The organism is Pseudomonas sp. B21-053 (genome assembly GCF_026016365.1).
GTDB classification, from domain to species: domain Bacteria; phylum Pseudomonadota; class Gammaproteobacteria; order Pseudomonadales; family Pseudomonadaceae; genus Aquipseudomonas; species Aquipseudomonas nunensis.
Window position 1 is genome coordinate 4,774,253 of record NZ_CP087205.1, and the last position, 19,621, is coordinate 4,793,873.

17 protein-coding genes are annotated in these 19,621 nt (G+C 61.0%); 11 read left to right on the plus strand and 6 right to left on the minus strand.

What is annotated here, in order from left to right:
* Position 1 precedes the first annotated feature (1 nt).
* From LOY68_RS21425 to LOY68_RS21455, 7 genes are all read left to right on the plus strand, one after another.
* Positions 2–1,069 carry a microcin C ABC transporter permease YejB gene (locus tag LOY68_RS21425; RefSeq protein WP_265039737.1) on the plus strand — a complete coding sequence of 356 codons (1,068 nt, stop codon included), beginning with the start codon at positions 2–4 and terminating at the stop codon, positions 1,067–1,069.
* Complete coding sequence (locus tag LOY68_RS21430) at positions 1,069–2,091, plus strand: ABC transporter permease (RefSeq protein ID WP_054050652.1); 1,023 nt, start codon at positions 1,069–1,071, stop codon at positions 2,089–2,091. Before LOY68_RS21425 ends, LOY68_RS21430 begins: the two co-directional genes overlap by 1 nt.
* Before the next feature lie 13 nt (positions 2,092–2,104).
* Entirely contained in the window at positions 2,105–3,709 is a 1,605-nt protein-coding gene (locus tag LOY68_RS21435; protein ID WP_265039739.1) for an ABC transporter ATP-binding protein, read from the plus strand.
* A 124-nt stretch (positions 3,710–3,833) separates the two neighbouring features.
* A complete protein-coding gene (locus LOY68_RS21440) occupies positions 3,834–4,355 on the plus strand; it encodes a DUF3455 domain-containing protein (protein WP_265039740.1) in 522 nt (173 codons plus the stop codon).
* Positions 4,356–4,547: 192 nt separating this feature from the next.
* Positions 4,548–5,078: a sigma-70 family RNA polymerase sigma factor gene (locus LOY68_RS21445; RefSeq protein ID WP_265039741.1), complete on the plus strand. Its 531-nt coding sequence runs from the start codon at positions 4,548–4,550 to the stop codon at positions 5,076–5,078.
* Entirely contained in the window at positions 5,075–5,782 is a 708-nt protein-coding gene (locus LOY68_RS21450; RefSeq protein WP_163913561.1) for an anti-sigma factor domain-containing protein, read from the plus strand. The genes LOY68_RS21445 and LOY68_RS21450 overlap by 4 nt, the downstream gene beginning before the upstream one ends.
* 147 nt (positions 5,783–5,929) lie before the next feature.
* Positions 5,930–6,367 carry a phage infection protein gene (locus LOY68_RS21455; RefSeq protein WP_265039743.1) on the plus strand — a complete coding sequence of 146 codons (438 nt, stop codon included), beginning with the start codon at positions 5,930–5,932 and terminating at the stop codon, positions 6,365–6,367.
* Between the two features lie 150 nt (positions 6,368–6,517).
* Here LOY68_RS21455 and LOY68_RS21460 read toward each other — a convergent pair whose 3' ends face one another.
* A complete protein-coding gene (locus LOY68_RS21460; protein WP_163913557.1) occupies positions 6,518–7,609 on the minus strand; it encodes a DUF1615 domain-containing protein in 1,092 nt (363 codons plus the stop codon).
* A gap of 348 nt (positions 7,610–7,957) precedes the next feature.
* On the opposite strand from LOY68_RS21460, the gene LOY68_RS21465 reads away from it, so the two are divergent.
* Positions 7,958–10,171 carry a TonB-dependent receptor gene (locus tag LOY68_RS21465; protein WP_265039746.1) on the plus strand — a complete coding sequence of 738 codons (2,214 nt, stop codon included), beginning with the start codon at positions 7,958–7,960 and terminating at the stop codon, positions 10,169–10,171.
* A gap of 254 nt (positions 10,172–10,425) precedes the next feature.
* Positions 10,426–11,961 (plus strand): FAD-dependent oxidoreductase, encoded by a 1,536-nt coding sequence (locus tag LOY68_RS21470; protein WP_265039747.1) that lies wholly within the window; start codon positions 10,426–10,428, stop codon positions 11,959–11,961.
* A 178-nt stretch (positions 11,962–12,139) separates the two neighbouring features.
* On the opposite strand, the gene hemB is transcribed toward LOY68_RS21470, so the two are convergent.
* From hemB to LOY68_RS21485, 3 genes are all read right to left on the minus strand, one after another.
* A complete protein-coding gene (hemB, locus tag LOY68_RS21475) occupies positions 12,140–13,114 on the minus strand; it encodes a porphobilinogen synthase (RefSeq protein WP_054051622.1) in 975 nt (324 codons plus the stop codon).
* Between the two features lie 395 nt (positions 13,115–13,509).
* The gene (locus LOY68_RS21480) at positions 13,510–14,352 is read right to left on the minus strand and encodes a PhzF family phenazine biosynthesis protein (protein WP_265039750.1); all 843 of its coding nucleotides are present in this window, start codon (positions 14,350–14,352) and stop codon (positions 13,510–13,512) included.
* Between the two features lie 24 nt (positions 14,353–14,376).
* Positions 14,377–15,075: a glutathione binding-like protein gene (locus tag LOY68_RS21485; RefSeq protein ID WP_265039752.1), complete on the minus strand. Its 699-nt coding sequence runs from the start codon at positions 15,073–15,075 to the stop codon at positions 14,377–14,379.
* A gap of 303 nt (positions 15,076–15,378) precedes the next feature.
* On the opposite strand from LOY68_RS21485, the gene LOY68_RS21490 reads away from it, so the two are divergent.
* Both LOY68_RS21490 and LOY68_RS21495 read left to right on the plus strand, forming a co-directional pair.
* Positions 15,379–16,053 (plus strand): histidine phosphatase family protein, encoded by a 675-nt coding sequence (locus tag LOY68_RS21490; RefSeq protein WP_163913545.1) that lies wholly within the window; start codon positions 15,379–15,381, stop codon positions 16,051–16,053.
* A gap of 92 nt (positions 16,054–16,145) precedes the next feature.
* Positions 16,146–17,201: a permease gene (locus LOY68_RS21495; protein ID WP_265039754.1), complete on the plus strand. Its 1,056-nt coding sequence runs from the start codon at positions 16,146–16,148 to the stop codon at positions 17,199–17,201.
* Between the two features lie 137 nt (positions 17,202–17,338).
* On the opposite strand, the gene mnmH is transcribed toward LOY68_RS21495, so the two are convergent.
* Entirely contained in the window at positions 17,339–18,442 is a 1,104-nt protein-coding gene (mnmH, locus tag LOY68_RS21500; RefSeq protein ID WP_265039756.1) for a tRNA 2-selenouridine(34) synthase MnmH, read from the minus strand.
* Complete coding sequence (gene selD / locus LOY68_RS21505) at positions 18,442–19,476, minus strand: selenide, water dikinase SelD (protein WP_265039758.1); 1,035 nt, start codon at positions 19,474–19,476, stop codon at positions 18,442–18,444. The genes mnmH and selD overlap by 1 nt, the downstream gene beginning before the upstream one ends.
* Positions 19,477–19,621: the final 145 nt, after the last annotated feature.

Genomic DNA, 19,621 nt, shown 5'->3' on the forward strand with positions numbered 1-19,621 from the left:
CATGTGGCGTTATATGAGTCGTCGCTTGCTGCTGATCATCCCGACGTTGCTGTGCATTCTGGTGGTCAACTTCTTGATCGTGCAGGCCGCCCCGGGCGGTCCGGTGGAACAGGCCATCGCGCGCCTGCAAGGTTTTGGCGGCAACGTCATGGGCGGCAGCGGTGGTGAGGTGTCCGCCGTCGGCGGTGCCGGGCGCAGCAGTCGTGGCCTCGACCCGGCGCTGATCGAGGAGATCAAGCATCACTACGGTTTCGACAAACCGATGCATGAACGGCTGTGGCTGATGCTCAAGAACTATGCACAACTGGACCTGGGCAACAGCTTCTTTCGCGGGGCCAAGGTCACCGACCTGATCCTGCAAAAACTGCCGACGTCGATCTCCCTCGGGCTCTGGGCAACCTTGATCACGTACCTGATCTCGATTCCATTAGGCGTGCGCAAAGCGATCAGGAACGGCAGCGCGTTCGACGTCTGGACCAGCACCGCGATCATTGTCGGTTACGCGATGCCGGCGTTCCTGTTTGCGATCCTGCTGATCGTGGTGTTCGCCGGCGGCAGCTACGTCAACTGGTTCCCGGTACAAGGGCTGGTGTCGGACAACTTCGACAGCCTCAGCACCCTGGGCAAGGTCGGCGATTACCTCTGGCACCTGGTATTGCCGGTGACGGCGCTGGTGATCGGCGGTTTCGCGACACTGACGATCCTCACCAAAAACAGCTTCCTCAACGAGATCAGCCGTCAGTACGTGATTACCGCTCGGGCCAAGGGTTTGACCGAGCGTCGCGTGCTCTACGGCCACGTGTTTCGCAACGCGATGCTGCTGGTGGTGGCCGGAATTCCCCAGGCATTGATCGAGGTGTTTTTCGCCGGTTCGTTGTTGATCGAAACCATCTTCAACCTCGATGGCCTCGGCCGCATGAGCTACGAAGCCGCCGTGTCCCGGGACTATCCAGTGGTATTCGGCGCGCTGTTTCTGTTCACCCTGTTCGGCCTGTTGATCAAGTTGATCGGTGACCTCTGCTACACCCTGCTCGACCCGCGCATTGATTTCTCGGCGAGGACTGCCTGATGTTCACACTGTCGCCACTGGGCAAACGGCGCATCGCGCACTTCAAGGCCAACCGTCGCGGACGCTGGTCATTATGGATCTTCATCGGCCTGTGTCTGTTGTGCCTGGGCGGCGAACTGATCGCCAACGACAAGCCGCTGATCGTGCATTACCACGGCGCCTGGTACTTCCCGATCATCGAGGACTACGACGAAATCACCTTCGGCGGCGAACTGCCGTTCCAGCCGGATTATGCCAGTGCCTACGTGCACAACCTGATCGAAGGCCAGGGTGGCTGGATGCTGTTTCCACCGATCCCGTTCAGCTACGACACGGTCAACTATGACCTGACAGAACCGGCCCCCAGTCCGCCGTCAGCCAGCAATTGGCTGGGCACCGATGACCAGGCCCGGGACGTGTTGGCGCGGGTGATTTTCGGCACGCGTATCTCGATCCTGTTCGCCTTGGTCCTGACCGCGATCAGCGCGGTGGTGGGCATCGTCGCCGGGGCCTTGCAGGGGTATTACGGCGGTTGGGTGGACCTGATCGGCCAGCGCCTGTTGGAGATCTGGTCGGGGCTGCCGGTGTTGTACCTGCTGATCATTTTGTCGGGCTTCGTCTCGCCGAGTTTCTGGTGGTTATTGGGGATTATGGCGCTGTTCTCGTGGCTGGCGCTGGTGGACGTAGTGCGCGCCGAGTTCCTGCGCGGCCGCAGCCTGGAGTATGTGAAAGCCGCGCGAGCCCTGGGCCTGACCGACAGCGAGTTGATGTGTCGGCATATCCTGCCGAACGCTATGACTTCGACCCTGACCTACCTGCCGTTCATTTTGACCGGCGCCATCGCCACCCTCACCGCCCTGGATTTTCTCGGCTTCGGCATGCCCGCCGGCACGGCGTCGCTGGGCGAGTTGATCGGCCAGGCCAAGCGCAACCTGCAAGCACCCTGGCTGGGACTGACGGCGTTCTTTGCCCTGGCGCTGATTCTTTCGTTGCTGGTGTTTATCGGTGAGGCCTGCCGCGATGCGTTTGATCCACGATCTTGATCCCGGAGCTGACATGAACGACAACCTGATTGAAATTCGTAACCTGCGCGTCGCCTTCGGTGGCCAGGAAGTGGTGCATGGGCTGGACCTGGATATCCGTCGCGGCGAGTGCCTGGCACTGGTGGGTGAGTCGGGCTCGGGCAAGTCGGTAACGGCGCACTCGATCCTGCGGCTGCTGCCGGGTCAATCCGTCTCGACCTCGGGCAGTATTTGTTACAACGGTGTGGATCTGGTGCACGCCAGCGAAGCCCGATTGCGTGGTTTGCGCGGCAACCGGATCGCGATGATTTTCCAGGAGCCGATGACCTCGCTGAACCCGCTGCACACCGTCGAGAAACAGGTCAGCGAAGTGCTGGAAATCCACAAGGGTTTGAAGGGTCGCGCCGCCAAGGCGCGGACCCTGGAGCTGCTGGAACTGGTGGGTATTCGTGAGCCGCACAAACGGCTCAAGGCGTATCCGCATCAGTTGTCCGGCGGCCAGCGCCAGCGAGTGATGATCGCCATGGCCCTGGCCAACGAACCGGAACTGTTGATCGCCGATGAACCCACCACCGCGCTGGACGTGACGGTGCAGCAGAAGATTTTGGAACTGCTGATCGAGTTGCAGCAGCGCCTGGGCATGTCGCTGTTGCTGATCAGCCATGACCTGAATCTGGTACGGCGGATCGCCCAACGGGTGTGCGTGATGCGCGAGGGCGAAATCGTCGAGCAGGCCGATTGCGAGACGTTGTTCCGGGCCCCGCAGCATCCCTACAGCCGCTTGTTGATCGAAGCCGAGCCGACCGGCGCGCCAGTGCCCAGCGAGTACAACCATAACCTGCTGGAAGTGGACAACCTCAAGGTCTGGTTCGCGTTACCCAAAGCGCTGTTCAGCCGCACGCAGGACTACATCAAAGCCGTGGACGGGGTCAGTTTGAGCCTGCATCGCGGCAAGACGCTGGGCATTGTCGGTGAGTCGGGTTCAGGCAAATCGACCCTCGGCCAAGCGATTTTGCGGCTGGTGGAATCCGAGGGCGGCATCCGCTTTGGCAACAAGGAATTGAGCATTCTCAATCAGCGTTTGATGCGGCCATTGCGGCGGCAGATGCAGGTGGTGTTTCAGGACCCGTTCGGCAGTCTGAGCCCGCGTATGTCCGTGGAGCAGATCATCGCCGAAGGCTTGCTGACCCACGGCATCGGCACGCCGGCGGAGCGTGAGGCAGCGGTAATACGCGTACTGAAAGAAGTCGGCCTCGATCCGCAAAGCCGTCATCGCTATCCCCATGAATTCTCCGGCGGCCAGCGCCAACGCATCTCCATCGCCCGGGCGCTGGTGCTGGAACCGGCGCTGATCCTGCTGGATGAACCGACCTCGGCGCTGGATCGCACCGTGCAAAAGCAGGTGGTGGCCTTGCTCAGGGAACTGCAGATTCGCCATGGGTTGACGTATTTGTTTATCAGCCATGACCTGGCCGTGGTGCACGCGCTGGCGCATGACTTGATCGTGATCAAGGATGGCAAAGTGGTGGAGCAAGGGTCATCGCGGGAGATTTTTTCAGCGCCGCAGCATCCGTATACGCGGGAGTTGCTCGCGGCCTCGGGCCTCGCAAAGGTAAACGCACCATTGGAGTTGGCGTAGGAGCTACCGGGGGCTGTTGAGTTTATTTTTTTGGGGGACTGCATCCAAACCCCTCCCCGGTGGGTAGTCCTTGTAGCAGCCCCTGATGCTGCCAAGCGGTTTACTCATTGACGGAGAGATGTTTATGAACGCCAAACAGCTGATGTGCCTTGCCGGTTTTTTCACCGCAGCCCCTGTTGCCTTCGCCCAGGCCGACCTGCCGGACAGTGTCAAAGTCCCGGCCGGGCACAAGGTCGCGATGCAAACCACCGGGGTCGGTGAGATTACCTACGAATGTCGCGACAAAGCCAACGCGGCTGGCCAGACCGAGTGGTTTTTCGTCGGCCCCAAAGCAGTGCTCAATGATCGCGCCGGCAAACAGGTCGGCACCTACTTCGGCCCACCAGCCACCTGGCAGGCCAAGGACGGTTCCAAGGTGACCGGCACGCAATTGGCAGTCGCGCCGTCGAGCCCGGGCAACCTGCCCTATCAGTTAGTCAAGGCGAATCCGGCTGAAGGCAAAGGCGCGATGAGCGGCGTGAGCTACATCCAGCGCGTGGCGCTCAAGGGTGGCGTGGCGCCGAGTGCCGAATGCACGACGGCGAACAAGGGCCAAAAGGAGGTGGTGAAATACCAAGCGGACTATATTTTCTGGGCGGCGAGCTAAATCCTCTCGGCCTGATGCAATCCCCCTTTTGGGAGCGAGCTTGCTCGCGATAGCAGTCTTCCATCCAGCATCGTTGTTGAATGTGAAGCCCCCATCGCGAGCAAGCTCGCTCCCACAGGGGGTTGCGGCCACGAGTTACAGGATTGTTTGCTAGATTGCATTCAACATCCCAAACGCCACCGGCTGAGAACAGTGTCCTTGCCCGAGCCTTTTTTCGATTACGAAGCCCATTTGGCTGCCTGCGGACGTGGCGAGCGTCAGGCCCTGCAGGATTTGTATGTTCAGGAAAGTCCCCGCCTGCTCGGGGTGGCCAGGCGATTGGTGCGCGATACGGCGCTGGCCGAGGACATCGTCCACGATGCATTCATCAAGATTTGGGCCGGTGCCGCGGGATTCGATCCGGCGCGGGGTTCGGCGCGGGGCTGGATATTCAGCATCACCCGGCATCTGGCGCTCAATGTCATTCGTGACCATCGCCGTGAGACCCCGATGACCGATGACACCGAGTTCGCCTTCCACGATCCGATTGAATCGCTGGACCCCGCCGGGCGCATTCATCGTTGCCTGGATCACCTGGAACCCGAGCGACGGACCTGCATCCTGCACGCCTACGTTGACGGTTATTCCCACGCGCAAATCTCACACAAACTCGGCACCCCGCTGGGCACCGTGAAAGCCTGGATCAAGCGCAGCCTGACGGCATTGCGGGAGTGCATGGGATGACCACTCGACCTGAAATTGAAACCCCAGAAGAACGGGACGAACTGGCCAGCGAATACGTGTTGGGCACGCTGTCGGCGCAGCTGCGCCAGGAGGTTGAACAACGCCTGGTCGTCGAACCCCAGTTGCAAGCAGCGGTGGACGCCTGGGAGCGTCGGTTGCTGGGACTGACCGATCTGGCCAAGCCGCAAGCGCCCTCGCCGCACCTGTGGCGGCGCATCGAGCGCAGCCTCAATGACTTGAGCCGGGCACCGGCGCCGGTGGCTTCCTGGTGGAATCTTCTGCCGCTGTGGCGCGGGCTCGCCGGGGCCGGGTTGGCCGCCAGTCTGTTACTCGGCGCATTGTTGCTGACCCAGGCCACGGTCAAACCGACCTATCTGGTGGTGCTGGTCGCCCCGCAGGACAATGCGCCAGGCTGGGTAATCCAGGCCAGTAATCCAAGGGAAATCCAATTGATCCCGTTGGGCATCGTCGAAGTGCCTGCGGACAAGGCGCTGGAGTTCTGGACCAAGGGTGACGGCTGGCAAGGGCCGGTATCGCTGGGGCTGGTGAAGCCGGGGCAAACCCTGTCGGTGCCGCTGGACAAACTGCCGCCCTTGCAACCCAACCAGCTCTTCGAGCTGACGCTTGAAGGGGCGAACGGCTCACCGATTGGCAAGCCGACCGGTCCGATCCAGTTCATCGGGCGGGCAGTGAAGGTCATCTGACACACCCCATCATCAATGGCGCGAGAGGCCTCGCGCCCAACCATCATTGCCGTCGATGGTCACCATCACGTCAATGAAGTTCTCATAAAAAATCCGCGGCGTAACATCCGCTCCATACCCAACTAAAAACACCCGGAGCACACGATCATGAAACGCCAAATCCTTCTCAGCATCGCTTTCTCGGTTTTCGCAGTTAACGCTTTTGCCGCGCCTTCTCGCACAATGATCGCCGAAGGCGGCTCGGATCGCCTGATTGAAAGCCGTGTGGCTGAGGGTGGTTCGGATCGTTTGATCGAGAACCGCGTCGCTGAAGGTGGTTCCGATCGTCTGATCGAGAACCGCGTCGCTGAAGGTGGCTCGGATCGTCTGCTGGAAAAACGCGTTGCTGAAGGTGGCTCGGATCGTCTGATCGAGAACCGCGTTGCCGAAGGTGGCTCGGACCGTCTGATCGAAAAACGCGTAGCTGAAGGTGGTTCGGATCGTCTGATCGAGAACCGCGTTGCCGAAGGTGGCTCGGACCGTCTGATCGAAAAACGCGTAGCTGAAGGTGGTTCCGACCGTCTGATCCAGAATCGCGTTGCCTGAATGCAGGGCTTCACAGCGGTACTCAACGAAAAACCCGGCCTCATCAGCCGGGTTTTTTTATGTCTGCGAATACCCGTTATCCATGGGCAGTTCCAACAGGTGTACGCAATGCCCGTGTAGGAGCTGCCGAAGGCTGCGATCTTTTGATCTTCAACGCCCCTTCGCCATACACCGCTGATAACGCTCATCAACCCGTTTGGCGAACCACGCCGTCGTCAGTTTGCGGGTGATCTTCGGGCTTTCCAGCGTAATCCCCGGCAACATCGCACGCGGCAATTGCCGCCCTTCGGTCTTATCCGCCAAGGCAAAGACCTTCTGATAGAGCCTCGTCTCCTCGAACTCCAGGCTTTTACCCGTCTCCAATTGATCGTGAATCGTCGGATTGCGCATGCCCAATTGCTTGCCGAGGGTACGCACCGCCAGTTCCGTGGTGCCGGGCATGATCGAATCGTAACGAATCAAATCACCGTCCAGCGCCAGCGGAATGCCCGACGCGCGGCTGACGGCATTCTGGAACGCCGCATTACGGCTGGCGTACCACCCGGCATTGAAATCGGCAAAGCGATACAGCGGCTGGGTGTAGCTCACCGGATAACCGAGCAAGTGCGCAATGCCGAAGTACAGTCCGCCGCGACGGGTGAACACCTCATGGCGAATCGAACCCGTCACCGGGTAGGGATAATTGCGTGTTTCCTGCTCGGCAAACTCGATGCTGACCTGCATCGGCCCGGCGGTGTGCACCGGGTTGAAACCACCAAACAGCGTCCGGCCCATCGGCACCATGCCGATGAAGTCATCGAAAATCGCACTCAATTCTTTTTCACTGCGGGCGGCGTTGAGCCGATCGCTGTAACTTTTGCCGTTGGGCGAACTTACCTGCAAGGCACCGCTCACCAACAGGCCGGGAATATGCGCCTTGGCGGCGCGGCGGTCGATCTCATCCCGGGCGATCTTGCCCAGGCCCGGCACCGGTGGATCGACCTGAAAGGTTGATTCCTGCTCAGTGACGGCCAGTACCGCACACAGGTTTTGCGTGGTCGGGGAAATCTCCTGGGCAGCAAACGCCGCGTAGATATCCGTCGCCCAGCCCTCACGGTCAGCGGTTTTCGCTGGCAATAGCCGCACGATCTGCGCCTTGACCTCGGCGGGCTTGCGGGGCGGTGCTTCCTGAGTCTGCCGGGTGCCGCAACCGGCCAGGAACAGCAAGGCAGCGAGGCTGATGATCAATCGGTGGGCGTGCATGTTGCTCCATGAAGTCCGTTTAGCCGGGTTAACGATACGATCAATGGCCAGGTGCAGGCTATGACTGCGCTCATTGACGGCTGTTCCACCCCATTCTTTCACCCAACACATACCCTGTGGGAGCGGGCTTGCTCGCGAAGGCGGTGTATCAGTCAATACATGTGGTGACTGACAGTCCGCCTTCGCGAGCAAGCCCGCTCCCACAGGGGGATTGCATCCGCCAACGACAAACTCATTGCGAAACGTTACTGAGAAAACATATCATTTGCGCCTGGAGTCGCATTTGCGCAAGGAGTTCCCCGCGCCGTTATCCTTTTTCTCATCGGCGGCGCGCCGCCAGGATCGAACATGCCCACTCCAGCCCGACTCGGCGTTCCCTTTCGCCCGACCCTTCTCGCCTTGTTTTGCGCCCTGTCCGTCTCTGCTCACGCCGCAACCACCGACAACGATGGCAAAGCGCTGGTGCTGGATGAAGTCAACGTCAACGCCCAGGCCCCGACCGCGACCGCCGCCCTGCCCCCGGTCTATGCCGGCGGTCAGGTAGCACGAGGCGGTCAACTGGGTGTGTTGGGCAATCAGGCCATGATGGACGTGCCGTTCACCATGACTTCCTACACCGAACAATTGATCCAGGACCAACAGGCCGAAGACGTCGCCGACGTGCTGCTCAACGATTCGTCGGTACGCCAGGCCTCGGGTTTCTCCAACCAGGCACAGATCTTCATGATCCGCGGCTTGCCCCTGACCGGCGACGACATTTCCTATAACGGCCTGTACGGCGTGTTGCCACGGCAGATCATTTCCACCGACGCTCTGGAGCGCGTGGAAGTGTTCAAAGGCCCGAACGCCTTTATCAACGGAGTGACCCCGACCGGTTCCGGCATAGGCGGCGGCGTCAACCTGCAACCCAAGCGCGCCGGTGACGTACCCACCCGCCGCTTCACCACCGACATCAACGACGAAGGTCGCGTCGGTCAGCACCTCGATCTCGGCCAGCGTTTCGGTGAAGACAACCGTTTCGGTGCGCGGGTCAACCTGGCCCAGCGTGAAGGCGACACCGGCATCGACCACGAAAACCAGCGCTCGAAACTGTTCTCCATCGGCCTCGATTATCGCGGTGACGCCCTGCGCATTTCCGGCGATTTCGCTTACCAGAAAGAACGCGTCAACGGTGGTCGCAACACGGTCAACCTGGGCAACACCACGCACATTCCAGATGCGCCATCGGCCGACACCAACTACGCGCCGAAGTGGGGTTTCACCGACATCGAAGACACCTTCGGCATGCTGCGCGCCGAGTACGACCTGAACGACAACTGGACCGCCTACGCCGCTGGTGGCGCCAAGCACACCCGTGAAGTCGGGCGGTACAACTCCACCACGCTGGTGGGTAACGACGGGGCCTCGACCACAACCGGTTCGTTCATCCCGCACGATGAAGACAACACCAGCGTCATGGCCGGCCTCAATGGCCGATTCGCCACCGGCCCGGTCACCCACAAGCTGAATTTCGGCCTGGCCGGCATCTGGACCGAACAGCGCAGTGCCTACGATTTCGACCTGACCCGCTACTCGAACAACATCTACCATCCGGTGGAAACGCCCTCGCCCGTCGGCAACTTCTCCGGCGGCGACTTGAGTGACCCAGGCATCGTCGGCAAGACCTTCGCCCGCAGCGGCGCGGTGTCCGACACCCTCGGCTTCTTCGATGACCGACTGTTGCTGACCGTCGGCCTGCGTCGCCAACAATTGGTGGTTCAAGGCTATGGCTACGCGCCGTACGGTTCCGGCAGCCGCACCACGGCCTACGACGAATCGATCACCACGCCGGTCTATGGCCTGGTGTTCAAGCCTTGGGACCACGTGTCGTTCTATGCCAACCGCATCGAAGGCCTGGCCCAAGGCCCGACCTCGCCGACCACGTCTGGCAGCCGCATCGTGACCAACGGCAACCAGGCGTTCGCCCCGGCCCGCTCGAAACAGATCGAAGCCGGCGTCAAGGTCGACATGGGCACCTACGGCGCCAGCCTCGGCGTGTACCGCATCGAGCAGCCGAGCGATGGTTATTCGGTCATCACCAGTGCCACCACGGCGGAGTATGTTCGCCAGGGCGAACAGATCAACAAGGGCGTCGAGCTGAATGTCTTCGGCGAGCCGATCGAAGGGCTGCGCCTGATCAGCGGCCTGACCCTGATGGACACCGAACTGAAGAACACCCAGAACGGCGCCAACGACGGCAACCGCGCCATCGGCGTGCCGACCTTCCAGTTCAACGCTGGCGTGGATTGGGACGTGCCGGGCCTGCAGGGCGTAGCGCTGAACGCTCGGATGTTGCGCACCGGCGGCCAATACGCCGACGCGGCAAACAACCTCAGCCTGCCGACCTGGAACCGCTTCGACGCCGGTGCCCGTTATGGCTTCAAAGTCGATCAGAAAGACATCACCCTGCGCCTGAACATCGAGAACCTGGCGAACGAGAAGTACTGGGAATCGGCCCAGGCCGGCTACCTGACCCAAGGCGAGCCGCGCGTCGCGAAGTTGTCTGGCACCATCGACTTCTAAGCACCACCGCGCAATGAAAAGGCCCCGCAGTTTTAGCGCTGCGGGGCTTTTTTGTTGGCCACAAAAACATGTCAAACACAAACCTCCTGTGGGAGCGGGCTTGCTCGCGAAGGCAGTGTGCCAGTCACCACATTTATTGACTGACACACCGCTTTCGCGAGCAAGCCCGCTCCCACAGGGGTTTTGTGTTTGCCCAAGCTCGATTGTCTTGTCTGAACCATACTTGTCCGACCCACCTTTCGGAGAATGCCCTCATGAACCGAAGTGACGTGCTGATCATCGGCGCCGGGCCGACCGGTCTGGTGCTGGCGCTGTGGCTGAGCAAGCTCGGCATCCAGGTGCGCATCATCGACAAGACCTCGGCCCCCGGCACCACCTCCCGGGCCCTGGCCGTGCAGGCGCGAACCCTTGAGTTGTACCGTCAGCTCGACCTCGCCGACGCCATCGTGCAAAACGGTCATCGGGTGGCGGCGGCGAACTTCTGGGTCAAGGGCGAAGCCGTAGCGCGCCTGCCATTGACCCGGATTGGCGAGGGCCTGACGCCTTACGCCTTCCTGGAAATCTTTCCGCAGGACGAACACGAAGCGTTGTTGATCGAACGCCTCGAAACCTTTGGCGTCCGCGTGGAACGCGATACCACACTGGAAAATTTCACGGAAACCGGCGACGGCATCACCGCGCAGTTACGCCTGCCCGATGGCCAGGAAGAAACCTGCCAGGCCTGTTATATCGCGGGTTGCGACGGCGCCCGGTCGATTGTGCGCAAGACCCTCGACAGCGGGTTTCCCGGCGGCACCTACCAGCAGATTTTCTACGTGGCGGATGTCCAGGCGAGCGGCCCGGCGTTCAACGGCGAACTGCACGTAGACCTCGATGAAGCAGACTTTCTCGCGGTGTTTCCACTGGCCAGCGAAGGTCATGCGCGGTTGATCGGCACTGTGCGCGATGAGCGCGCCGAGCATGCCGAAACCCTTGCATTCGAAGACGTCAGCAGCCGGGCCATCGAGCATTTGAAGGTCAAGATTGAACAAGTGAACTGGTTCTCGACCTACCGCGTGCATCACCGGGTCGCGGAGTTTTTCCGCCGTGATCGCGCATTCCTGCTCGGCGACGCGGCCCATGTCCACAGCCCTGCGGGTGGCCAGGGCATGAACACCGGGATCGGCGACGCAATCAACCTGGCCTGGAAACTCGCTGCGGTTCTGAGCGGCGCCGCCACCGCGAAACTGCTCGACACCTACGAAACCGAACGCATCGCCTTCGCCCGGCGCCTGGTGTCCACCACCGACCGGGTGTTCAGCTTCGTCACCGCAGAAGGCAAAGTCGCCGACCTGCTGCGCACGCGGCTGGCACCGTTCCTGATCCCCAAAATGACCTCGTTCGGGGCGAGCCGGGAGTTCCTGTTTCGCACCGTGTCGCAGATCACCCTCAACTATCGCGGAATGCCGTTGAGCGAAGGCACTGCGGGCCACGTCCACGGCGGCGACCGCCTGCCCTGGGCCCACGATGGCGAAGGCGACAACTACGAACCGCTGAAAAACCCGGCGTGGCAGGTGCATGTGTACGGCGACACCAGCGACGAAATGATCGATTGGTGCATCGAACATCACCTGCCGCTGCACGTGTTCGACTGGCGACCGGCGTTTGATACCGCCGGATTGGCGCGCAACGGATTTTATCTGTTAAGGCCGGATACCTATGTGGCGATTGCCGATAACAGCGCTGATCCGAAAGTGATCGAGCGGTATTTCCGGGATCACGGGATACGGCCGTTTTTTGGGGCCCGCTGATGCACACAAGCCCGCTCCCACAGGGATGTAGTGTCGTTCACAGAAATTTGGGGGCATCACCAAACAACTGTGGGAGCGGGCTTGCTCGCGAATTCGGTGGGTCAGTCGCCATTTATATTGGCTCACATACCGCTTTCGCGAGCAAGCCCGCTCCCACAGGGGGGATTTGTGGTGTGAGTTAGATCCCGGCCAGGGCCAGGTCCATCGCGAAGTAGGTGAAGATCAGGTCCGCGCCGGCGCGCTTGATGGCGCCAAGGCTTTCACGCACCACGCGATCTTCGTCAATCGCTCCGGCCTGAGCGGCGAATTTGATCATCGCGTATTCGCCGCTGACCTGATACGCCGACAGCGGCAAACGCGAAACTTCGCGGATGTCGCGGATGATGTCCAGGTACGCGCCGGCCGGTTTGACCATCAGCGCGTCAGCGCCTTCCTGCTCGTCCAGCAGCGATTCGCGCACGGCTTCGCGGCGGTTCATCGGGTTCATCTGGTAGCTTTTGCGGTCGCCTTTCAACGCACTGCCGCCGGCTTCGCGGAACGGGCCGTAGAGTGCCGAGGCAAATTTGGTCGAGTAGGCCATGATCGCAGTCTGGGTGAAGCCGGCTTCGTCCAGCGCCCGGCGAATCGCCTGGACCTGACCGTCCATCGCTGCCGACGGCGCAATCACATCAGCACCGGCACGGGCCGCGGCCACGGCTTGTTTGCCGAGGTTGATCAGGGTTTTGTCGTTGTCGACTTCATGATTGTGCAGCACACCGCAGTGGCCGTGATCGGTGTATTCGCAGAAGCAGGTGTCGGACATCACGATCATCTCCGGCACCGCATCCTTGGCGATGCGCGACATGCGCGATACCAGGCCGTTATCGTTCCAGGTGTCGCTGCCGCTGCTGTCCAGGTGATGGGACACGCCGAAGGTCATCACCGACTTGATCCCGGCACGGGCATAGCGCTCGATTTCACCGGCCAGTTTCGACTCGGGAATGCGCATTACGCCGGGCATGCTTTTGATCGGCACGAAGTCGTCGATTTCTTCCTCGACGAAAATTGGCAGCACCAGATCGTTCAGGCTGAACTCGGTTTCCTGGAACAGGCTGCGCAGGCTCGCATTGCGGCGCAGACGGCGTGGACGTGCTTCGGGGAACTGGCTGGACATGGGTTTTCCTGAGACAAAAGTCGTAGGGGGCGAAGCTTATGCCCTGTCAGGCGCAGGACACAAACCTCAAGTGCGGAACAAACCCTTACCGGTCCGGCAACAATCCCCCTTGTGGGAGCGAGCCCGAATCAAATGAACGACGCTGGACCACTGTGGGAGCGAGCTTGCTCGCGATGATGGCGGCACATCCAACATCAAGGTGACTGATCCACCGCTATCGCGAGCAAGCTCGCTCCCACAGTTTTTTTGTGTCGAGCTCACATCATATGAACGACGCTGGACCACTGTGGGAGCGGGCTTGCTCGCGAAGGCATTGTGTCAGTCGTCACATGTTTTGACTGATGCACCGCATTCGCGAGCAAGCCCGCTCCCACAGGGGATTTGTATTGGGACAGCTACAGATTCAGGGTCCCGGCGATGCAGGTCACCACTGCGCCACCAATCCAGATCTCATCCCCGACCTGATCCACCTGAATTCGTCCCGCGCGGCCCATGGTCAAGCCTTGGCTGACTACATACGACGCCGGTGCCAGCCCTTCGCCAAGCAGCCACTGGGCAATCCCGGCATTCAGGCTGCCGGTGGCCGGGTCTTCCGGCATGCCGTCGCCGGAGATGAACGCCCGGACTTCGAATTGCGCATCATCGCCGTCACGCTCGGGATTCCACGGCGCGATCACGCCAACCGCCAAACCCAGCATTTGCGAATGATCCGGCTGCACATCGAGCACTTGCTGCCGATCCTCGACCATCACCGCCAACCAGCCAGCACCGTTATCAACCCATTGCGCCCGGACAATCGCCCCCTCCTCCAGCCGCAGTCCACGTCGCACCCGCTCCACCACATCGGCATCCACCGCGCCGGTCCGAAGCAGCGGCGGCGCGAGAAAGGCCAACTCTGCCCCCTGCCGACGAATCCGCACCAGCCCGACGCCGCACTCCTGAATGATCTCATCACCCTTGGGCACGCCACCGGCCTCAAGCCAAGCGTGGCAGGTGCCCAGGGTCGGATGCCCGGCGAACGGCAGTTCCGACAAGGTAGTGAAGATCCGCACCCGGTAGTCGGCGCGCGGGTCCCGGGGCTCGAGAATGAACGTGGTTTCGCTGAGGTTGGTCCAGCTCGCGAACGCTGCCATGCGCTCGTCACTGAGCCGGTCAGCGCCGAACACCACCGCCAGCGGATTGCCTTTGAGCGGCGTTTGGCTGAAGACATCGACTTGCTTGAAATTGAAAGAACTCATGGCCTGCCTTGGTCTTGAATAGCTTTACTTGGGAATTTCCAGCCCGCGCATCACCGCGGGCCGCGCCAGGAAGCGCTCCAGCACCCGTGTGATATTAGGGAAATTCTGGATGCCCACCAGATCACCGGCCTCGTAGAAACCGATCAGGTTGCGCACCCATGGGAACGTCGCGATGTCAGCGATGGTGTAGCGCTCGCCCATGATCCAGTCGCGCCCGTCCAGGCGTTTGTCGAGCACGTTGAGCAGGCGTTTGCTTTCTTCGACGTAGCGATCACGCGGACGTTTGTCCTCGTAGTCCTTGCCGCCGAACTTGTTGAAGAAACCTACCTGGCCGAACATCGGCCCGATACCGCCCATCTGAAACATCAACCACTGGATCGTCTCATAGCGTGCCGCCGATTCCTGGGCCAGCAACTGGCCACTTTTGTCGGCGAGGTAGATCAGAATCGCCCCGGACTCGAACAGCGGCAGCGGCTGGTCGCCGGGGCCGTGGGGATCGATGATCGCCGGGATCTTGTTGTTGGGGTTCAAGGACATGAACTCTGGCGACAACTGATCGTTGGTCTCGAAACCCACACGGTGCGGCTCATACGGCAGGCCGATCTCCTCAAGCATGATCGAGACCTTGACGCCGTTGGGGGTCGGCAAGGAATAGAGCTGAATCCAGTCGGGGTACTGGGCCGGCCATTTTTGATTGATCGGGAACGCAGAGAGATCGGTCATGGGTGCATCCACGCAGACATTGGAGCGCTGATCATAATGTAGGTCCGGGGCCTTCTGGCGCAGAAATATGCGGGTATCCATAAAACCGAAACATCCTGTCGCTAACCTTCAACCATCCCGTCGAAGGTTGCGGCTAAAGTGCTGCGAAACCGCCGGTATCGAACCAAATGGGCCTCAGGGGACTCTGAGCAATGCCCTTCACGGAAACGGACCGGCACAACGACATGGAAAACACCCGACGCTGGGAGCGCGGTGTAAAGGTTTGTCAGCCTTAATCGAATGCGCTGAAGAACCCATTATTCAATGATGAACCTCTTGAAATTTGCCCAACGCTTCAAGCATCGCGCGTACATTTTCCTGCCTTCTTTGTTGGCGGCCAGCGCGCTGTTCCTGTCGCTTGAGTCCAGCGAAAGCCGCGCCCAACCGGCCGACGGCACCCAGACGCTGGTATTCCTGCGCCACGCGGAAAAACCCGAAGGCGGCCTGGGCCAACTCAACTGCCAAGGGTTGAACCGTGCGATCAACCTGTCCACGTTGCTGCCAGAGAAATTCGGCAAGGCCAACTATGTGTTCGCCGCCAACCCGACGCGCAATGTCGAGGAAGGCGAACTGGACAATTCCTACAGTTACATTCGCCCCCTGATGACCATCAGCCCCAGCGCAATCAAACTCGGGTTGCCGGTGAACATCGAGTATTCGGCCAACGACACCAGCGATCTGGCGGATGAACTGCTGCACGACAAGTATCACAACTCGATCATCTACACCGCCTGGTCCCACGGCTACCTGCCCGAGCTGATCAACAAGGTCGCCGGCGACGCGCTGGGCAAGAAACAGAACATCACCGAGGACTGGGAGTCCAGCGACTACGATTCCCTGTACGTACTGACCCTGACCTGGCACAACGGCAAGGCCAGTCTTGTCAGCCACACGTACAAGCAGGGGCTGGATAACGGCTCGCAGAACTGTCCTACGTAAGACGTCTGCCTCGTCCCACGCGCTGTCGGGACCGCGGGTAAGAAGGGGCTGGGCTATCATCAATTGATCTCTCCCTTGCCCGGAACCTTGCCATGTCTCTCTCAACCACAGCAGTCCCCGCCCGGGGCTGGTCGTTCTGGTGGAAACCCGCGCTGTTCCTGCTGGTCGCCTGTGTCGGCCTCTACTACGTCAAATGGTCGCCCTACTACCTCAAGGCCTTCGTCGCCGCTGACAATCACAGCATCGGCGCCTCGATCATCAACGACCAACAATCCGATCCACTGATCGCCGCCCTGACTTACGCCAAGGTGTATTTCCTGGCGATCTGGAAAGCTGCCGTGCTGGCGGTGATCCTCGGCTCCCTGCTGCAAGTATTGATTCCAAGGGACTGGCTGCTGCGTCTGTTTGGCCGCGCCGGTTTCGCCTCGACCCTGCGCGGTGGTTTGTTCGCGCTGCCGGGCATGATGTGCTCGTGCTGCGCGGCCCCGGTGGCGGCGAGCATGCGCCGACAGAACGTGTCGGTGGGTGCGGCGCTGGCGTTCTGGATCGGCAACCCGGTGCTCAACCCCGCCACGCTGGTGTTCATGGGCTTCGTACTCGGCTGGGGCTTTACCGCGTTGCGCCTCGTGGCGGGCATCGTGCTGGTGTTTGGCGTGTCGCTGGTGGCCCAGCGGATCTCAGGGCCGGAGAACGTGCCCGAAGCCGCTGTCGAAGCGGTGGCCGAAGCCCGCGAGATCAACGCGCAACCGTTCCTGACCCGCTGGGGCCGGACGATCTGGCAACTGTTCTGGAGCACCATCCCGATCTACATCCTGGCGGTGCTGGTACTGGGTGCGGTGCGGGTCTGGGTGTTCCCGCACATCGATGGCGCCATGGCCAACAGCCTATTGTGGCTGGTGCCGCTGGCGATCATCGGCACGTTGTTCGTGATTCCAACCGCCGCCGAAATCCCTATCGTGCAAACCATGATGACCCTGGGCATGGGCACCGCCCCAGCGGTCGCGCTGCTGATGACCTTGCCGAGCATCAGCCTGCCGTCGCTGTTGATGCTGCGTAAGGATTTCAATACGCGGGTGTTGGTGAGTGTGGCGCTGATGACCATGGGGATTGGAGTGATCAGCGGGTTGATCGGGGCTGCTTTGCTTTAAGGGATTCAGCGCCTGTCAGGGCCTCTTCGCGAGCAGGCTCGCTCCCACATTGGATCTGCGTCGTACACAAAATTTGTGTTCACTGAAGATCTACTGTGGGAGCGAGCCTGCTCGCGAAGAGGCCAACAAAACCACAATCACTTCTGAAGGCTGCCCCGCTCCCGCAGATACTCAATCACCGCCCCGCGCTCCCCGGAAAACTCAATCCGTGCGCCCTTCTTCTCCCGCTGAAACCCATACATCGGATCGTAATACTCAGTCAGCAACCCTTCGATCCAGCCCCGGTGCAAGTCCACCGCGCCACTACGCGCCTGCTCCACCAAGGCGTCTTCCATCAGAATCAACATGCGCCGATGACGTTCCCCGCCCAGGCGCTTCTGCACATTGTTCAAACTCTCCAGCAAGCGCTCGGAAAACAGCGCAAAGCCGTCCTCGCCATGCACCCCGATAAACTCGGCGCACAGGTCCACCACGTAATCGCGCAAAATCCGCTCGACCCGCCCTTCGAGGCTGTCCTCCAACCAGACCATCGGAAACTGCTGCATGCCCTGATACAGCGGCAGCGGCAAGGCACAACTGCCGACCGCACGACTTTCGTCTTCGAGCACGAATTGCTCGATGCCACCGGCGCGCTTTTTCAGGATGTCCACGGCCAGACGGTTTTCAAAATCGATGTTGGAAGGCTGGCCAGTGGCGCGCTTGCCGAAGCTGGAACCCCGATGATTGGCGTAGCCTTCCAGGTCCAGCCCGTTGCTCAACTGCGTCAGCACTTCGGTCTTGCCGGTGCCGGTCATGCCGCCGAGCAAGACGAAATCGCACTGCGCCACGGCTTGATCCGTCGTTTCCAGCAAAAAGGAACGCATGGCCTTGTAGCCACCACCGACTCGCGGATAGTCGATGCCCGCCTCATCCTTGAGCCACTGCTGGACGATCTGCGAGCGCAAGCCTCCGCGAAAACAATACAAATATCCCTCAGGGTGAGCCCGGGCAAAATCGGCCCAGGCCTGGAGGCGCTCGGCCTTGATCTGGCCGGACACCAACTGATGCCCCAACGCAATGGCCGCTTGCTGGCCGTGCTGTTTGTAGCAGGTGCCGATGCGTTGCCGCTCGTGGTCATTCATCAGCGGCAGATTGACCACGCCGGGGAACGAGCCCTTGAGAAATTCGACTGGCGCACGGGCATCCATCATGGGCCGGTCGTTGAGAAAGATGTCGCGGTAATCGGTGCAGTCGATTGACATCACAACACCTCGACCGCGTTGGTCTGTCGCTCTACCAATTCGCCGATAGGCTCAAGGCTCAAGCCCAGTTCGGCAGCCACCGCGAGGAACTGCTCGTTGCCCTCGGGCGTGACCGCGATCAGCAGGCCGCCGCTGGTTTGCGGATCGCACAGCACGCGTTTATGCAGCTCCTGCAAGCGTCCGAGTTTGCTCGCGTAGCTGTCGAAGTTGCGCAAGGTGCCGCCCGGTACACAGCCCTGCTCGAGGTAATACTCGACGCCCGCCAGACGTGGCACGCGGTCGTATTCGATGCGGGCGGTGAGTCGGCTGCCATCGGCCATTTCCACCAGGTGCCCGAGCAGGCCGAAACCGGTGACGTCGGTCATCGCCGTCACGCCGTCGAGTTTGCCGAAGCGGCTGCCGGGTTTGTTCAGGGTGCACATCCAGTCGCGGGCCAGGCCGATGTCGGCGTTGCGCAACTTGCCCTTCTTCTCGGCGGTGGTGAGGATGCCGATGCCCAGGGGTTTGGTCAGGTACAGGAGGCAACCGGCGGTGGCGGTGTCGTTGCGCTTCATGTGGCGTTTTTGCACCAGTCCGGTGACGGCCAGACCGAAGATCGGCTCCGGGGCGTCGATGGAATGCCCGCCGGCCAGGGGAATGCCCGCCTCGTCGCAAATCGAGCGGCCGCCGCGAATCACTTCCCGGGCGATTTCCGGGGCCAGCACATTGACCGGCCAGCCGAGGATCGCAATCGCCATCAACGGATCGCCGCCCATGGCGTAGATGTCGCTGATGGCGTTGGTCGCGGCGATGCGGCCGAAGTCGAACGGGTCGTCGACGATCGGCATAAAGAAGTCGGTGGTCGAGACCACGCCGCGCTCGTCGTCGATGGCGTACACCGCCGCGTCATCGCGCGAGGCGTTGCCGACCCAAAGATTTGGATCGAGGTTCTGCGCGCCACTGCCGGCCAGAATCACTTCCAGTACCTGTGGCGAGATTTTGCATCCGCATCCTGCGCCGTGGCTGTATTGGGTCAGACGAATCGGCTCGCTCATGGGGTGCACCTCGTAGAGTCAGTGGGGCCGATTCTAGCAGACGAGATTTATAGTGCCTGTGAGGGCCCATTCGCGAGCAGGCTCGCTCCCACAGGTGATCTTCGGCGGACACAAATTCTGTGTTCGCCATCGATCCAATGTGGGA

Coding starts and splice junctions, on each gene's coding strand:
- LOY68_RS21425 (WP_265039737.1), top strand. CDS start 2: ATGTGGCGTTATATGAGTCGTCGCTTGCTGCTGATCATCCCGACGTTG.
- hemB (WP_054051622.1), bottom strand. CDS start 13,114: ATGTCCAGCCAGTTCCCCGAAGCACGTCCACGCCGTCTGCGCCGCAAT.
- selD (WP_265039758.1), bottom strand. CDS start 19,476: ATGAGCGAGCCGATTCGTCTGACCCAATACAGCCACGGCGCAGGATGC.
- LOY68_RS21460 (WP_163913557.1), bottom strand. CDS start 7,609: ATGCACGCCCACCGATTGATCATCAGCCTCGCTGCCTTGCTGTTCCTG.
- LOY68_RS21465 (WP_265039746.1), top strand. CDS start 7,958: ATGCCCACTCCAGCCCGACTCGGCGTTCCCTTTCGCCCGACCCTTCTC.
- LOY68_RS21485 (WP_265039752.1), bottom strand. CDS start 15,075: ATGACCGATCTCTCTGCGTTCCCGATCAATCAAAAATGGCCGGCCCAG.
- LOY68_RS21455 (WP_265039743.1), top strand. CDS start 5,930: ATGAAACGCCAAATCCTTCTCAGCATCGCTTTCTCGGTTTTCGCAGTT.
- LOY68_RS21450 (WP_163913561.1), top strand. CDS start 5,075: ATGACCACTCGACCTGAAATTGAAACCCCAGAAGAACGGGACGAACTG.
- mnmH (WP_265039756.1), bottom strand. CDS start 18,442: ATGTCAATCGACTGCACCGATTACCGCGACATCTTTCTCAACGACCGG.
- LOY68_RS21430 (WP_054050652.1), top strand. CDS start 1,069: ATGTTCACACTGTCGCCACTGGGCAAACGGCGCATCGCGCACTTCAAG.
- LOY68_RS21480 (WP_265039750.1), bottom strand. CDS start 14,352: ATGAGTTCTTTCAATTTCAAGCAAGTCGATGTCTTCAGCCAAACGCCG.
- LOY68_RS21470 (WP_265039747.1), top strand. CDS start 10,426: ATGAACCGAAGTGACGTGCTGATCATCGGCGCCGGGCCGACCGGTCTG.
- LOY68_RS21435 (WP_265039739.1), top strand. CDS start 2,105: ATGAACGACAACCTGATTGAAATTCGTAACCTGCGCGTCGCCTTCGGT.
- LOY68_RS21495 (WP_265039754.1), top strand. CDS start 16,146: ATGTCTCTCTCAACCACAGCAGTCCCCGCCCGGGGCTGGTCGTTCTGG.
- LOY68_RS21490 (WP_163913545.1), top strand. CDS start 15,379: ATGATGAACCTCTTGAAATTTGCCCAACGCTTCAAGCATCGCGCGTAC.
- LOY68_RS21440 (WP_265039740.1), top strand. CDS start 3,834: ATGAACGCCAAACAGCTGATGTGCCTTGCCGGTTTTTTCACCGCAGCC.